Source organism: Actinophytocola sp., assembly GCF_036002505.1.
In the GTDB taxonomy this organism is placed as follows: Bacteria; Actinomycetota; Actinomycetes; order Mycobacteriales; family Pseudonocardiaceae; genus DASYTH01.
This window is the reverse complement of record NZ_DASYTH010000297.1, coordinates 1-15,864: the sequence shown is the minus strand read 5'-3', so window position 1 is coordinate 15,864 and position 15,864 is coordinate 1. Positions and strand designations below refer to the sequence as shown.

Below are 15,864 nucleotides of genomic sequence, written 5' to 3'. Positions count from 1 at the left end.
CCTACCGGAAAGCGGGACACGCCCGGGCCGCCACCACCACACCGCGTGTCCCGGCTTCGCGTAGCCGTGTCACGGCTTGGCGTGGGTGTGTTACGGCTTCGCGTAGGTGTGTTCCGGCTTGGCGTAGGTGTGTTCCGTGCCCTGGGCAGGCTGAAGGCCGCCCGCACCCTCCGGGATGATGCGGGCGGCCCTCAGGTCTAACTACTTTCCCTTACAGTGCCGGGAAAGCGTTCTGCATCAGCTGCTGGAACTGCGCCGGGAAGAAGCGCCCGGCCAGCGGCGAGTCGGGCAGCGCGCCGGACATGCTGTTGCCGTTGCGCGCGTTGCCGGTGTACGTGGGGTCGCACATCCGGTCAAAGCCCTTGCCCTCGTCGTTCGGGATCGCCGTGCTGGAACCATCGGACTCACCCGGCGGCTTGACCCAGACGTAGGCGTCGATCCCGGCCGCCGGGGCCGCGGTCGGCCGCGCGCCCAGACCTGCACCGGCCTGGTTGCACCAGTTGCCGGCGTGGATGCGGCGGTCGATCCGGCCACCGTCGACGAACGTGTCGACGCTGGTGGTCGGGCCGGGACCGGCCGGACGGGCGGAGCCGCCCCACCCGTTGCGGGAGGTGTCGATCAGCATGCCGATGTTGGACCGGAAACCGCCCCGGCTGATCAGCCCGTTTCGGAATCCCACAGCCCAGGACTGCTCGTCGACAAAGTTGTTGAAGTCGATCCAGTGCGCCTGGCGCACCGACGTGCCGTTCACCGAGCTGTTGATCGTGAAGTTCGGCTCGGTGGTGGCCCCGTAGTTGGCCAGGTTGGTGATGAAGCCCCACACGTCGTCGACGGTGGCGCCGGCCGAGGTGGCCGCCAGCTTGAACTCGTCGATGGCCGGGTTGAAGTTCGAGTCCCAGCCCAACCAGGCGTGGTGGCCGACGTCGATGTAGTTGTACACGTTGCCGACCGCGTTCAGCGTGTGCAGCGCGTACCCGACACCGGTGACGTAGTTGCCGTTCTGCTTCATCGTGGCGCACTGCGGGGTCGCGCCCGCCTGCCCGTCGGCGTTGGTGACCATGTTCGGCAGCGAGTCCGGCTCGATGATCGCGACGATCCGCAGGTTGCGGTACGCCGGGCGGGCCATGATGCCCGCGATCACGTCGACGTAGTCGTGCTCGTACCGGGCGATGTCGGTCGGGCCGAGCTCACCGTTGGAAGCCAGCGCCGCGCAGTCCCGACCGGGCAGGTCGTAGATCACTATCTGGATCGTCAGCGGGTTGCTGCCCGCCTGCCGCACCGCCTCGTCGAGGTGACCGACCAGGCCGCGGGACGTCGTCGTGCCGGCGATCGCCGCGATCCGGTCCATCCACACGGCGGTCGACTGGTTGGAGATCCGGTTGCCGCCCGCGACGCTGTTGGCGTTGGCGGCCCAGTCCGGGTTGACGTAGCCCCGGGCGCCCGCGAACGGGTTGTCCACCTTGCCCGGCGGGGGTGGGCCGGTGGTGGTGGTCGTCGTCGACGAGGTGGTGGTCGACGTCGTCGTGGTGGTCGACGTCGTGGTCCTCGTCGTGGTCGTGGTGGTCGGCGTCGTGGTGGTCGTTCCGCCGCCGGCGGGGGTACACGTCACCGCGACATTGGACGGTCTGGCGTTGGTTCCGCTGTAGGCGGCCTGAAAACCGAAGTCGGTGGACGCCCCGTTGCCGAGGGCACCGTTCCAGGACATGTTCGTCGCCGCCACGCTCTGGCCCGTCTGGGACCAGTTCGCGCCCCAGCCCGGCATCTGGATCTGCTGGTTGCCCGGGAACGTGAAGGTGACTCGCCAACTGCTCGTCGCATCACCCGAGTTGGCCAAGTGCAGGTTCGCGACGAACCCGGCACCCCAGTCGCTCTGGATCGTATAGGTCACCGAACATGCCGGGGCGGCACCGGCCGGGCCGGTACTAGCCAAGGTGATCGTGGCGGCCGCCAGCACGACCGTCGCGCCGGCGACCGCGAACGCGCGACCTCGGCGTTTCCGGTCTGGTGGTGGCTGTGCAGGGATTCTCATCGGGGATCGTCCTCTCGACGCCAATGTCGGACAGCGGTCAGCTGCCCCCTTCTGGGAGCGCTCCCAGACCGGATGGTAACTGGGTTAACACGGCCTGTACAGAGGCTTTGCCGGCTCGAAACGCCCTCCCGATCCGGCCTCGACCACGGCTGGGCGGGCTGACCTCCACGGCACGTCCGCAACACCCGCCGGGGGTCCCGACAACTCAGCACGCTCGAAGTAGAACCACGGTCCACACGATTCTCCAGCGGTACCGAAAATAGTCGCACTAAAGCATCGGAAACCGGGTCTATCCGTGACGCGAAAGGGAGCTCCGGAGAACGTCGAATTAGTCGGCACCGGCATGCCTAATCGGACAACGCTCTCATGGTCAAACCTTGGCCTGCGCTTTGTAACCGGTTACATCACCATTCCACCCACATTGGAACAGATTGCGGCACAACGGAAGGCGACTGTCCACTATAGACAGTGGAGTCCACGTTGTGGGCTCCCCCGGCCGGTGACCTAGAGGAAACGGGCGATCAAGCGCAGCGGCGCGACCCGCATCGCGGCACCGATCAATCGCCACGGCCAAGGCGGCACGCAGGCGCTGGGCACCTCGCGCTCGATGGCCCGAACCATCGCCCGAACACCCTTCTCGGTGCTGACGATCATTGGCGCGTGCGGCTCAGGGTTCATCTCGGAGCGGATGTAACCGGGCAGGATCGCGCTCACCCGGATCGGTGTGCGCAGCGTGTCCGCCCGGATTCCCTCGGCCAGCGCGGACACCCCGGCCTTGGTCGCGGCGTAGGTGGTCACGGCGCCCGGCAGCCCGCGCAGGGCGCTCACCGAGGAGATCACCACCAGGTGGCCGGCGCCGCGCTCGCGGAACAGCTCCATGGCCGCCTCGCACTGGGCGAGCGCGGCGACGAAGTTGGTCTCCGCCGTGTGCAGGTTGGCCGGGAAATGACCGGTGCCGACCGGTTGGCCCTTGCCGATCCCGGCGTTCACGATGACCCGGTCGAGCCCGCCGAGCTCCTCGTCGAGCTCCCGGAACACGGTGAAGACCGCGTCATGGTCTGTCACGTCGAGGCGCCGGACCGCGACCGTGAGGCCCGGGTGCGCCGCGGTCAGCTCGCCGCGCAACCGGTCGAGCCGGTCGGTGCGCCGGGCGCACAGGGCGAGGTTGCGGCCCAGGGCGGCGAACTGCCGGGCCATCTCCGCGCCGAGCCCCGCGCTCGCCCCGGTGATCAGGATGTTCTTTCGCACGGCTGCAACCTAACGCGGTGGACACGACAGCGCCGCGGAGTGGCCGAAGCTCACCCCGCGGCGCGGTCGGTGCCTTAAGAAGGGATCAGATCTTGCGGCGGCGGCGCACCAGGATCAACATGCCCACGCCACCGATCAGCAGCAGCGCGCCGATGGCCAGCGGCAACCCGATGCTCGCGCCGGTGTCGGCCAGCGCGGTGGAGGCGACCACGGCCGGGGCGGTCGTCGTCGTGGTCGGCGCGCTCGACGGCGGGCTGCTCGGCGAGCTCGGCGGGCTGGACACGGACGACGGCGGCTGCTCCTTCTCGACGCAGGCCTCGACCTTGTCCTTCCAGGTGAACGACCACTCGTCGTCCTTCAGGTCCTCGTCGTCCCACGCCGTGACCACGACGGTGAAGTTGTGCTCGACGTCGCCGGGCAACACGAACGAACTCTTGTCGTCCGTGTCGGGACGCGGGTACTTGCCGCCGAAGTGGGTGAGGGCCAGCAGGACCTGGTCGCCATCGATGATCTTGATCGTGTTCGGGGCCTTGCTCTCGTCACCCGGCTTGTTGGGGTTGTAGTCGACGAGGTTGACCGTGAGGGTGGTCTTCCCGGTCTCCTTGTCGCAGCTGGCAACCGGCTTCCCTCGGTGCGCGCTCGCCGGCACGGCAAGCGCGACGAGGGCGACTGTGGCGGCTGCGCCGACGGCGAGTGCTCTCCTGGCGAGGGACGGGGTGAGGGCCATGAAATCCTCCAGGACTGCTGCGATCCCAACGGTTACGGCTGGCGCTGGTGACCTGGCAGGGAGTCACCAACCGGCGATGATTTGCCGAAGAGTACTCACCCCTGTGGGTTAACTTTCACCGGGTCGGGTCTCACAACATCTGCCCTGCGTAGCCGGCGTGTCGCACCCCTTTCGACCCCCGCGGTAGGCCCTCTGACCGGATGTCGATCACCAACTCGAGACGAAACTGTGACAATAGGACGATCAAACTCCCGCGAGTCCGACGCTCACGCAACCGAGTTCGACGCTCAGGCGTCCGGATCCCGGTAGTGCCGGAAGAACGAGCGCTCGTCAAGCACCCGCAGCCCACCCCCGCCGAGCACGAGGAAGCCGCCGGGCGGCAGTTCGTGCTCCCCGGTCCGGTCGCGGAGAACACCCACCAGCGTGGCGCCGTTCCGCCGAACGGTGAAGTCCACCTCGGCCGGAACCCGACCCTGATCACGCAGAGTCGCCACCCACCGGTCGATCTCCGGCAACACCCCCGGGTCCCGGAAACACGCCGCCAACACCGGCGCCGGCCAGGGCTGATAAGTCTTGATCACCAGGCTCCCTCCCTCAGCATGCACCGCGCCAGCCTAGCCAAGTCTCGAACAGGTGTTCTACAGGCTAGGCCATCCGAGTGAAGCCCATCCCGGTTACCGGTATGCGCTCAGTACTGTTCCCGCCACCAGGGGAAGATCGAGGTGAGTGGTGACAGGGCAGACGGGCTGGATCCCGGAAACGGTCGACATCGGCCAGCCCAGCACGGCGCGGATGTACGACTACATCCTCGGCGGCGGCCACAACCTGGAGGCCGACCGTCTGCTCGTGGACAAGATGCTGGCCGCGCAGCCCGAGATGCGCCGTTTCGCGATCATGAACCGGGCGTTCCTGCGCCGTGTGGTGCTGTTCCTGATCGAGTCCGGCATCCGCCAGTTCCTCGACCTGGGCTCCGGCATCCCCACCGTCGGCAACGTGCACGAGATCGCCCAGCAGGCCGACCCCGAGTGCCGCGTGGTGTACGTCGACTACGAGCCCGTGGCGGTCGCGCACAGCGAGCTCGTCCTCGAGGGGAACGACCGCGCGGTCATCCTCCAGGCTGACATCACCGAACCCGACATCGTGCTGCATGCCCCACAGACCCGCCGCACGCTGGACTTCCGCGAGCCGATCGGGATCCTCGCGATCACCATCGGCCATCACCTTTCGCCCCAGCGCGACCCGGTCGGTGTGTTCGCCCGCTACCGCGACGCGGTCACACCCGGCAGCTACCTGGCGATCACCCACACCACCGACGACTACGCCACCGCCCGCACGCTGGCGGTCCGGGAGCTGGCCCGTAAGGGTCACATCGGCGTGTACCCCCGCAACCGCGCCGAGGTGATGGCCCTGTTCGGCGACTTCGAACTGGTCGAGCCCGGTCTCGTGACCACCTCGCAATGGCGCCCGGAACGCCCCGAGGACGTTGCCGTCAACCCGGAGGATGATGGCTTCTACGCCGCGGTGGCGCGCAAACCCTGATCACCCGGGTACGGTCGTCCGGTGGCCAAGGATGACGACGCCGAGGTGCTCGAAGTTGCCGGCCGGCAGGTGCGGATCACCAGCCCGAACCGCGTGTTCTTCCCCGAGCGCGGGGACACCAAGTTGGACCTCGCCCGCTACTACCTGGCCGTCGCCGAGCCGCTGATGGCCGCCATGGGCGGGCGCCCGGTGCTGCTGCAACGCTTCCCCAGCGGCGCCACCGGCCCGTCGTTCTTCCAGAAGCGCGTCGCCCCAACCAAATCCGACCCCTGGATCACCACCACCGTGGTGTCCACTCCGAACGGAACGACCTCCGACGCCCTCGTCGCCGTCGACCTCGCCCACGTGCTCTGGGCGGTGAACATGGGCTGCCTCGGCTTCCACGTCTGGCCGAACACCGCCGCCGACCCTGCGCACTGCGACGAGCTCCGCATGGACCTCGACCCCAGCCCCGGCGTCACGTTCAGCATGATCCAGGAAGCCGCCGTCGAAACCAAAACCCTCTTCGACGAGCTCGGCATCGACAGCTACCCCAAGACCACCGGCAACCGCGGCATCCACATCTACGCCCGCCTCGAACCCCGCTGGGACCCTTACCAGGTCCGCTCCGCCGCCGTCGCCGCCGCCCGCGAGCTCGAGCGCCGCCGCCCCGACCTGATCACCGCCGCCTGGTGGAAAGAAGAACGCGGCGCCCGCGTCTTCATCGACTACAACCAGAACGCCCCGCACCGCACCGTCTTCGGCGCCTGGTCCGTCCGCGCCAATCGCCACGCCCAGGTCTCCGCCCCCTTCTCCTGGTCCGAACTAGACCAGATCGTCCCCCGCGAGCTCACCCTCGCCACCGTCCCCGCCCGCGTCGCCGCCGCCGGCAACCCCTGGTCGGAGATGTACACCAAGCCCCAGAACCTCGACCCCCTCCTCGCCCTCCACGACCGCGACATGTCCGCCGGCCTCATGGACGCCCCCTGGCCCCCCGTCTACCCCAAGATGCCCAACGAACCCCCCCGCGTCGCCCCCAGCCGCGCCAAGAAGGAGGATTGACGAGCACCCCAGCGGACGGGTGCGGTACAGTTGCGTACGAAGCCGGTCGATCCGCGGATGCGGCCGGAAGTGAGCCGGAGAACGTGCCCGCCGGATGACGGGACCTCCGGCTCGCGTCATGTCTGGGGAATCTCGATGACATCAATCGGATGGCTGCGGTTGAAGACATCCCATGGTGCGCGTTCGCTGCGGTGGTGCGCGGCAACGTAGGAGGAAGCTACAAAAGTCGGCAGGCCAGAGCAACGGTTCAGACTTGCCCGCATGATCCAGCACGAGCGCTGCAGTGATCAGGCGAGAGCGACGCAGTTGCTCCCGAATCCGACGGTCGTGGCGATCGCCGCCGGCTCGGCTCTCCACGATGACCTGGCTGACCCGCTCGACATGTTCAAGACGCGGCAGCAACGCCGCCATCAGGCGAGCTCGAGCCCGTTCCTGGCCAGTGTTCGTGCTTCTGGTCGCCAGCACGATCGCGCCGTGAAACGGCAAATCTGCAAGGGCCTTGGCAATAGTCACCCGGCGCTCCGGACCTTCGGGATGAAAGTGCAGCGGGAGTTTCCGAATCTGCAGAGCAGTCATCGCATCGATCACGCGAGCGTGATCACACGGTGAGCTGATCACGGCGGCAAGCACGTACAGCCGATGCCCGCCGGGGAGATTGGCCCCGGCCTCGTCGACGTGCGCCATGATCCGCTCAGTCACGAGTGGACGGTAACCGGGAGGACCGACAGTGCTCGATCCAGTACCCTCTGCAGCGAAGCCGGTCGGTCTGCGGAGGTGGCCGGAAGTGAGCCCGGGAACGTGCCCGCCGGATGACGGGACCCGGGCTCGCGCTATTGGTCTTCGTCGGATGAGTCGAACCAGCCGCCGTATCCGGGTGAGCGGGCGTCGATGAGGTCGTCGACCATTCTTTTGAGTTTGTCCCCGGTGACGAGTTGGCGGGCGCAGTGGCATTCGCCTAAACGGTTACCGGCGGCGCAGGAGACGAGGCCGACGACGCGGGCGGCGCGGGCGACGTCTTTGGACGGTGCGGCTGTGCGGGTGGCGATTTCGGTGAGGACGTTGGCGACATTCTCGGGCGAACCGGTGATGTCGGTGGTGCACCAGACGACGCCGGTGCGGATCGAGTCCGGGATCCGGTCGAGGCCGATGGCGATGGCATTGAGGGTGGCGCAGGTGTGAGGTGGTTCGGCCGGGTGGCGGGCGAGTTCGCCGGCGAGCGCGGTGATGGCGGCGTCCTGGTCGTTGTCGCGGAGCGCGGTCGCCAGGCGGACGCCGATCTCGGTGCGGACGGGGCGGTCGCCGGGGAGCGGGAGAATCATCATCGGGCCGGGGGCGCCGCGGGACGGGCGGGCGACCTTGGTGGCGGCAGCCGACTTGGCGCCGCTGGTTCGGGCCGCCCACAACCAGTGCAGGGGCGTCTCGTTGCAGGTGTCGCAGCCGTCGCCGACCGGGCGGCGGACCGTGCAGCTGTTGTCGGTGCGGGCGCTCAGCAGCCATAACGACGTACAGGTCAGGCAGCAGAACAGATCCGAGGTGGTGTCCTGGTCGAGCTCGCGCCGATGTTCTTGCTCAGCCTCGTGTTCGCGCTGTCTTCGGTGTCCGCTGTGCCGCTCCGCGACCAGCTCCTTGCGGAGGTCGTGAGCGGTGGTTTCGAGGTCGGTGATGCGTTGGCGCAGCTCGTCGTTGTGGCCCTGGAGTTCGGTGTTCTGGTCCGCGCGCTCGCGCAGGGCTTTCCGGTGGCGCTCGCGGGCGCGGTCGAGGGCCTCCTCGGCCTCCCGCGACACCCGGTCCTCGGCAAGCTGGATCTCCCGCTGCAGCGCGCGCCGAATGAGCCCCAGGTCAAGGAAGAACGACCGGAGCGGCCCGTTCATGGCCACACCGTACCGTGACACCGGTCAGACCACGGCCGGTTGGACCAGGCGCGGGCCGAGGCCGGCGTCGGTAACCAGGTGGCAGGCGACGAGTGCGCCGTCCGGGCCGACCGGGCGCAATGGGGGTTCTTCGGTGCGGCAACGGATTTCGGCGACCGGGCAGCGGGTGTGGAAGCGGCAGCCGGGCGGGGGGTGGACCGGGCTGGGGACATCGCCGGACAGCACGATTCGCTGCCGGGTGCGTTGTAGGCGGGGATCGGGGATGGGGGCGGCCGACAGCAGCGCCTGGGTGTAGGGGTGGCGCGGGGTGGCGAAAAGCTCGGCGCGTTCGGCGACCTCGACGAGCTTTCCCAGGTACATCACGGCGATCCGCTGGGCGAGGAACTCGACGGCGGCGAGGTCGTGGGTGATGAAGAGGCAGGCGAAACCGAGGTCGGCCTGGAGGCGGGCGATCAGGTTGAGGACCGAGGCCTGGACGGAGACGTCGAGGGCGGAGGTCGGCTCGTCGGCCACCAGCAAGGCCGGCCCGGCGGAAAGGGCACGGGCGAGGCTGACGCGCTGGCGCTGGCCGCCGGAGAGCTCGTGCGGGTAGCGGCGGGCGACTTCGGGGCGCAGGCCGACCTGGTCGAGCAGCTCGGTGAGCCGGGCCCGGCGGCCGGCGGAGTCGGCGATCCGGTGCAGCCGCAAGGGTTCGCACACGATGTCGGCGACGGTCATGCGCGGGTTCAACGAGGAGGACGGGTCCTGGAACACGATGTTGAAGTGCCGGCGCAACCCGCGCAGTTTGCGACGCGGCAGCCCGGCGATGTCCACACCGCGCATGACCACCTGGCCGGACGTCACCGGCACCAGCCGCACCACGCAGCGACCCAGGGTCGTCTTGCCGCTGCCGGACTCACCGACCAGGCCGACGACCTCGCCGGGTGAGAGCGTCAAGCTCACCCCGTCGACCGCGCGCACCGCAGACGAACCGGTGCCGAAATGCTTCACCAGGTCCACGAGCTCCAACACCGGCCCGCTCATGCTGTGTCCAATCGGCTCGCTCCGCTCGCGTGAGCGGGCAGTGACATTTGGCTCGCTCCGCTCGCGGGAGCGGGCCGTGACGCGGTGTCTTCCCTCCTGCGCTGCTCGGTCGCCGGTGTTGATACCGACCCCCTGCGGGGACCCGCCCCCTCCTCCTCGCACCCTGCGCTGCTCGTCAGTCCAGACACCGCCGGCCCGCTCATCAGGCGCCGGCCCGCCACAGCTCCGGTGAAGCATCCACAGTAGACACTGGATGCCAGCAGGCGACCGGATGACCGGCGGGTCCGGGTTCAAACGGTGGACGGCTGCTCCGGCAGAGATCGTCGGTGTGAGCGCACCGGTCGGCGAACGTGCAGGAGTCCGAAGAGGACGACAGAACCGGTACCAGGCCTGGGATCTCGCGCAGCCCGCCGTCGGTGCGCCGGGCCGGGTTGGGCACCGCGTCGAGCAGCCCGCGAGTGTACGGATGGGACGGGCTTGCGAACAGTCCATCTACTGTGGACTCTTCGATGGTGCGCCCGGCGTACATCACCACCACGCGGTCGGCGATGTCGGCGACCACCCCGAGGTCGTGCGTGATCAGCAGAACCGCGGTGCCGATCTCGGCACTCAGCGTCCGCAGCAGGTCGAGGATCCCGGCCTGGATCGTCACGTCCAGCGCGGTCGTCGGCTCGTCGGCCACCAGTAGCCGGGGCCGGCAGGCCAGCGCCATCGCGATCATCACGCGCTGCCGCATGCCGCCGGAAAGCTGATGCGGGTACTCCCCCAGCCGCCGCTCCGGCTCCGGAATTCCCACCTGGTTCAGCAGTTCCAGCGCCCGCCGGGAGGCCGCGGACCGCGCCATCCGCTGGTGCCGGTACAACACCTCACGGATCTGCCGCCCCACGGTGAGCACCGGATTCAGCGAGGTCATCGGTTCCTGGAAGACGTAGGCGACGTCCCGCCCGCGTACCCCGGAGAGCCGGTTCTCCGGCAGGCCGACGAGTTCCCGCTCGGCGAAACGCACCGAGCCGGACACTTCGGCGTTGGCCGGCAGCAACCCGGTCAGCGCCATCGAGGTCACGCTCTTGCCGCACCCGGACTCGCCGACCAGCGCCAGGACTTCCCGCTCCGCCATGGTGAACGACGCCGAGTCCACCGCGAGCACCGGCCCGTCCTCGGTGTGGAACGCGACGGTGAGGTCGGACACCTCCAGCAGCGTCACGAGGCAGTGCCCGTCAACTCGGGAGTGTTGGCCATGGTCTTGGGTCTCCTTGGGTGGTGGGTCACCGGACCGCTCCTCGGGCAGACAGCGCTCCACTGGGGGCAGGCCCCCAGACCCCAGTTCCTCGGGCCCCCCTCGTCGCGGTGGGCCAACTCCCTCGCCCGGCATTCCGCAAGCTTCATGCCCGACCGCTTTCCTTGGGGTCCAGCGCATCCCGCAGGCCGTCGCCGAGCAGGTTCAGCGCCAGCGTCAAAACGACGATCACCAGGCCGGGGAACACCGCCATCCACGGGCCGTCGTGGTAGAACGGCTGCGCACTGGCCAGCATCACGCCGAGTGACGGGGTGGGCGGGCGAACCCCGAGGCCCAGGAAGGAAAGCACCGCCTCGCCGATGATCGCGGCCGGCACGTACACGGTGGCCTGGACCAGGATCGCGTTCACCGCGTTGGGCAGGATGTGCCGGCCGAGCACGGTCAGGTCGCCGGCGCCGTTGGCGAACGCCGCGCCCACGTAGTCCATGCCACGCAACCGGAGTGTCTCCCCGCGGGTCACCCGGATCATGCCGGGGATCTGCCCCACCCCGATCGCGACCACCGCGGTGAACAGCGACGGGCCGAGGATCACGGCGAGCCCCACCGCCAGGATCAGGAACGGGAAGGCCAGCAGCAGGTCGGTGAGCCGGGACACGATCGGGTCCAGCCAGCCGTAGAACCCGGCCAGCAGCCCCAGCGGGACACCGACGATCACGGACAGCAGCACCGCCAGCGCGCCGACCACGACCGACGCGCGCAACCCGAACAGCACGCGGGAGAACTGGTCACGGCCGAGCTCGTCGGTGCCCAGCCAGTGGTGCCCGGACGGCGGTTGCGGCGCGGGCGCGGTGAAATCCGTTGCCTCGTAAGGGAAGGGCGCGATGAGCGGGGCGAGAATGGCGAGCAGCACGGCCAGCAGCACCACGCTGAGCCCGACCATGGCCAGCGGGTTGCGCAGCACGCGGCGCAGCGCCCGGCGCCGGGTCAGCCGCGGTTCCTTTACCACGGGTGCGTCGACGACGGCCGTCACAGCGTCACCTCGCAAGCTCGGTGCCGCCGCGCCCTGCCTGATGGTTCGCTCGCAAGCTCGCTCACAGCGCCGCACCTCCCACCCGGATCCGCGGGTCGATGACCGAGTACAGCAGGTCGACGAGCAGGTTCAGTACGATGTACGCGGTCGCCGTGATCAGCACGACCCCCTGCATCAAGGGGTAGTCCCTGGTGAACACGGCGTCAAGGGTGAGCCGGCCGAAGCCGGGCAGCACGAAGATCGACTCGGTGACCACCGCGCCGGAGATGAGGATGCCGAGCTGCAGCCCCACCACGGTGGTGACCACGATCAGGCTGTTGCGCAGTGCGTGGCCGAGGATCACCTGGTGCCGCGGCAACCCCTTGGCCCGGGCGGTGCGCACGAAGTCCGCGGTGAGCGACTCCAGCATGGCCGACCGGGTCTGCCGCATGATCACCGCGGCGATCGCCGAACCGAGCACGACCGCCGGCATGATCATGCGCCGCAGGTTCTCCACCGGGTCGTCCAGGAACGGCACGAAACCCGACGCCGGCAGCACGCCGAGGAGCACCGCGAACAGCAGGATGCCCATCTGCCCGAACCAGAAGTTCGGAATGGACAGTCCGAGCAGGGCAACCGAGTTCGACGCCCACTCCAGTGGCCCGCGCCGGCGCACCGCGGCGATCACGCCGGTGGACAGGCCGATCAGGATCGCGACGAGCATGGCCAGGAACGCCAGCTCCAGCGTCACCGGCAGGGCGCCGGCGATGATCTCGGTGACCGGCAGCCCGGTGCGCACCGACGTGCCGAGATCCCCGGTGAACGCCTTGCCGAGGTACCGCACGTACTGCACCGGCAGCGGCTGGTCCAGACCATAGGAGGCGCGTACCTCGGCGATCGCCTGCGGGTCGCTCTCCTCACCGGCCAGCACCCGCGCCGGGTCCCCGGGCAGCGCCCGGATTCCGAGGAACACCACCACGGTTGCCAAAAACAACGTGATGATCGACTCGACGAGGCGCCGCGCCAGGTACCGATTCACTCGACGAAACCGGCCGTGGTGACCCGGATGATGCCGTCACCGAACTCCTTGACCTGACCGGCTTTGCTGGTCACGCCGGTGAGGTTCTTCTGCCGGTACAGGTAGATCAGCGGGGCGTCCTGCTGCAGCTTGCCGACCACCTTCCCGTACAGCTCCTTGCGCTTCGTCAGGTCCTGCGTGGAGCGCGCGTCGTTGAGCCACTGGTCGATCTCCGCGTCGGAGTAGCCGGCGACGTTCTGCGAGCCCTTGGTCTGCACGAACGGCGTGATGTTGCCGTCCGCGTCGACCCGGCCGGACCAGCCGATCCGGTACAGCTGGTACTTGCCGGCGTCGGTGAGGTCGAGGGAGCTGGCGAACTCGGTCGGCTCGAGCTGCACGTCGAATCCGCCCTCGGCGGCCATGGACTTGACCGCCTCGCCGATCCGCCGGTTGTCCGGGTCGTTGACCACGGTCAGGCTGACCTTGACCGGAGTCTGCACCCCGGCCTCGCCGAGCAGCTTCTTCGCCTCGGCGACGTCATGCTTCGGGCAGGCCTGCGCGGCGTCCGAGGAGAGCTGGCTGGCCGGGCTGACCGGGCCGCACGCCGGGGCATACTGACCGCGGAACACCGTGCGGTTGAGCGAATCCCGGTCGATGGTCAGCATGAACGCCCGGCGCACCTTGGCTTCGGTGGCGAACGGCCCGGCAAAGGGTGCGGCGAGCGTCCCGGGTGCCTTGCCGACCCCGGCGACGTTCCCGATGTTGACCGTGATGCCTTGGTAGCCAAGGGACTCCGTGCTGATCAGGCGCAGGTTGCTCATGCCCTTGAGCTCGTCGACGTTGATCGGGCTCACGTTGAACACCACGTCGATGTCGCCCGAGCGCAGGTTGTTGAACCGGGTGTTGGCATCCGGGATGGACCGGTAGATCACCTTGTCCAGCTTGACCTTGGCCGCGTCGTAGTAGTTCGGGTCCTTGACCACCTCGATCCGGTCCTGGGCGACCCGGGTGGCGAACTTGAACGGCCCGACGCAGGACGGCGCGGTGCCGAAGTCGGCACCCTTAGCCGTCAGCACGGCCGGCGACATGATCATCCCGGCGCGGTCGGCGAGCACGGCGGCCAGCGGCGCGAACGGCTGGGCGAGGCCGAGCGTCACCGTCGCCGGGTCGGTCACGGTGACATCCTTGACGTTGGCCAGCTCGCTCTTGCGCTGCGAGCCGTCGAGCGTGCGGTGCCGGTCCAGCGACGTCTTCACCGCGGCCGCGTCCAGCGTGGTGCCGTCGGAGAACCGCAGCCCGGTACGCAGCTTGATCGTCACGGTCTTGCCGTCGGACGACACCTCGGGCATCGCCGCGGCCAGCTGCGGGACGACCTCGAGCTTCTCGTTGACGTCGTAGAGCTTCTCGCAGATCGCGGCGAACACGTTGCGGCCGACCAGGGTGCGGGCCAGCGTCGGGTCGAGTTTGTCCGGCTCGCCGTCCAGCGCGATGCGCAGCGTGCCGCCGCTCTTGACCGCCCGGTTGTCGGCGCTGTTGCCGCCGCCGGACGGTTGTTGCTGGTTATCGATCTTGCCGCAGCCGGTCAGCGCCAGCAGCAGGGCGGCAACAGCGGCGCCGCCTCGAACACGGGAACGAGTCATGGAGCCCTCCCGGTTCAATTGGAGGTTTTCCGGAACATACTGCATACAGTTGAAGGTCGACAATGGGCTCGTTGCCCAACCGTAATCGTGACCGGTATGCGACCAACCGCACCTTCAGGGCAGGTACACGCGCTGCTGAGCGCCCCAGAGCAGGAACGTCGAGTTGGCCGCGCCCACCGCGGCACCGCCACCGGCCAGACCCTCAAGCGGCGCAGCGGAAAGCTGGCAACCGTCTACTGTGTACCCGTTGTCGGTGAGCGCGTCCCGGGCCGGGCCGAGGCCCTCCAACTCGTGCACGACGACCACCACCCGGCAGGCGCCGACGCCGGCGCAGCGGCGCACCACGTCCGAGCGGGCGGTGCCGATGAAGATCGCGTCGGGGGCGGGCAGGCCGGCGAGCACGGCCGGCAGGTCGCCCTCGACCAGCCGGACGTCCACGCCGTGCGCGCTGGCGTTGGCCACGATCCGCACGCACAGGCCCTGGTCGCTCTCCACGGCCAGCACCGCGGCGCCGAGCCGGGCGGCCTCGATGCCCAGCGCGCCGGAGCCGGCGAACACGTCCCACACCAGGGTTCCCGGCCGCGGCGCGAGCTTGGCCAGCGCCAGTGCGCGCACCTCCGGCGGGCTGCCGACCCCCTCCCGGTGCGCGAACCGGTCCTCGGGCAGCGCCCAGCCGTCAGCCGGCGGCACCACCTCGCCCCCGGCCAGCCAGCTGTCCCGGCCGACCCCCTCCGGATCGGCCAGGCACAGCACGATGTTCGGCTCCTGCCAGTCCCGCCCGGCGGCCTCCACAGTGTCCACAACGGACAGCTTCTCGCCCGGCCCGCCGTGATCCTCCAGCACGACCAGCGTGCGCCGCCAGCCGTCCAGCGCCGCACCCAGCTCGGCCGGCCCGGATCCCGGCGCGGTCACCACCGCCACCGCACGCCGCGCCCGGCACACGTTCACCGCGGCGGCGAAGTCCCGCGCGCTCACCACCGACACGTCGTCCCACGGCCGCCCCATGGCCGCGGCCACCCGCTGCAGGCAGGAAACCGACGGCCAGCTCACGGTCGGCAGGCCACGCTCCCGCAACTGCCGCAGCAGCCCGAAAAACCCGGGATCCCCGGACGCCAGCACCACCGCCGGCTCCCCCGCCCGCACCGACGCGTCCAGCGCGTCCAGCGCCGCCACCGGCATCGCAGCCGCCGCGCCCAGCTCCACCATCCGCGCCCCGGCACCCGCGTAGGTGTGCAGCAGCGCCCGCCGCCCCACCACCAACCGCGCACCGGCCAGCGCCGGCACGGCCCCCGGCGGCAGGCTGCGCCCGTCCACGCCGATGACGGTCACGGTGGCGGTCACGCCACCCATCAGACCACGCCCGGCGCCGCCCCGGCAGGGAAGAAGGGTGCAACATCGCGCATCATCCGGGTGACATGCCGTGAAGGCCGCCTTCGGGACGATGAACGTCCCGAAGGCGGCCTTCAGGGCCTTACGGCCTAC

Annotated in this window: 14 protein-coding genes; 2 read left to right on the top strand and 12 right to left on the bottom strand. The window is 69.4% G+C overall.

Annotation, left to right across the window (positions count from 1 at the left end; genetic code table 11):
* Positions 1-211 precede the first annotated feature (211 nt).
* The 4 genes from VGR06_RS26130 to VGR06_RS26115 form a co-directional block, all read right to left on the bottom strand.
* Positions 212-2,029, bottom strand: a complete 1,818-nt coding sequence (locus VGR06_RS26130) for a glycoside hydrolase family 6 protein (protein WP_327561776.1) — start codon at positions 2,027-2,029, stop codon at positions 212-214.
* 504 nt (positions 2,030-2,533) lie between these two features.
* Positions 2,534-3,277 carry an SDR family oxidoreductase gene (locus VGR06_RS26125; protein ID WP_327561775.1) on the bottom strand — a complete coding sequence of 248 codons (744 nt, stop codon included), beginning with the start codon at positions 3,275-3,277 and terminating at the stop codon, positions 2,534-2,536.
* 85 nt (positions 3,278-3,362) lie between these two features.
* Positions 3,363-4,004 (bottom strand): VPLPA-CTERM sorting domain-containing protein, encoded by a 642-nt coding sequence (locus tag VGR06_RS26120; RefSeq protein ID WP_327561774.1) that lies wholly within the window; start codon positions 4,002-4,004, stop codon positions 3,363-3,365.
* Between the two features lie 287 nt (positions 4,005-4,291).
* Positions 4,292-4,585, bottom strand: coding sequence for a hypothetical protein (locus VGR06_RS26115; protein ID WP_327561773.1), 294 nt, complete (start codon positions 4,583-4,585; stop codon positions 4,292-4,294).
* Positions 4,586-4,733: 148 nt separating this feature from the next.
* Here VGR06_RS26115 and VGR06_RS26110 point away from each other — a divergent pair, with 148 nt between their 5' ends.
* Together VGR06_RS26110 and ligD are read left to right on the top strand one after the other, a co-directional pair.
* The gene (locus VGR06_RS26110; protein ID WP_327561772.1) at positions 4,734-5,543 is read left to right on the top strand and encodes an SAM-dependent methyltransferase; all 810 of its coding nucleotides are present in this window, start codon (positions 4,734-4,736) and stop codon (positions 5,541-5,543) included.
* A gap of 21 nt (positions 5,544-5,564) precedes the next feature.
* Positions 5,565-6,584, top strand: coding sequence for a non-homologous end-joining DNA ligase (ligD, locus tag VGR06_RS26105; RefSeq protein ID WP_327561771.1), 1,020 nt, complete (start codon positions 5,565-5,567; stop codon positions 6,582-6,584).
* A 141-nt stretch (positions 6,585-6,725) separates the two neighbouring features.
* On the opposite strand, the gene VGR06_RS26100 is transcribed toward ligD, so the two are convergent.
* The 8 genes from VGR06_RS26100 to VGR06_RS26065 all read right to left on the bottom strand — a co-directional run bounded on the left by VGR06_RS26100 (position 6,726) and on the right by VGR06_RS26065 (position 15,723).
* On the bottom strand, positions 6,726-7,283 hold the full coding sequence (locus VGR06_RS26100; protein WP_327561770.1) for a hypothetical protein: 558 nt from the start codon (positions 7,281-7,283) through the stop codon (positions 6,726-6,728).
* A 131-nt stretch (positions 7,284-7,414) separates the two neighbouring features.
* Complete coding sequence (locus tag VGR06_RS26095; RefSeq protein WP_327561769.1) at positions 7,415-8,455, bottom strand: hypothetical protein; 1,041 nt, start codon at positions 8,453-8,455, stop codon at positions 7,415-7,417.
* Positions 8,456-8,479: 24 nt separating this feature from the next.
* Entirely contained in the window at positions 8,480-9,478 is a 999-nt protein-coding gene (locus VGR06_RS26090) for an oligopeptide/dipeptide ABC transporter ATP-binding protein (RefSeq protein WP_327561768.1), read from the bottom strand.
* Between the two features lie 202 nt (positions 9,479-9,680).
* A complete protein-coding gene (locus VGR06_RS26085; protein WP_327561767.1) occupies positions 9,681-10,682 on the bottom strand; it encodes an ABC transporter ATP-binding protein in 1,002 nt (333 codons plus the stop codon).
* A 178-nt stretch (positions 10,683-10,860) separates the two neighbouring features.
* On the bottom strand, positions 10,861-11,745 hold the full coding sequence (locus VGR06_RS26080; RefSeq protein ID WP_327561766.1) for an ABC transporter permease: 885 nt from the start codon (positions 11,743-11,745) through the stop codon (positions 10,861-10,863).
* Positions 11,746-11,806: 61 nt separating this feature from the next.
* On the bottom strand, positions 11,807-12,763 hold the full coding sequence (locus VGR06_RS26075) for an ABC transporter permease (RefSeq protein ID WP_327561765.1): 957 nt from the start codon (positions 12,761-12,763) through the stop codon (positions 11,807-11,809).
* The gene (locus VGR06_RS26070; protein WP_327561764.1) at positions 12,760-14,382 is read right to left on the bottom strand and encodes an ABC transporter substrate-binding protein; all 1,623 of its coding nucleotides are present in this window, start codon (positions 14,380-14,382) and stop codon (positions 12,760-12,762) included. Before VGR06_RS26070 ends, VGR06_RS26075 begins: the two co-directional genes overlap by 4 nt.
* A 114-nt stretch (positions 14,383-14,496) precedes the next feature.
* Positions 14,497-15,723, bottom strand: a complete 1,227-nt coding sequence (locus VGR06_RS26065) for a bifunctional cobalt-precorrin-7 (C(5))-methyltransferase/cobalt-precorrin-6B (C(15))-methyltransferase (RefSeq protein ID WP_327561763.1) — start codon at positions 15,721-15,723, stop codon at positions 14,497-14,499.
* Between the last annotated feature and the right edge of the window lie 141 nt (positions 15,724-15,864).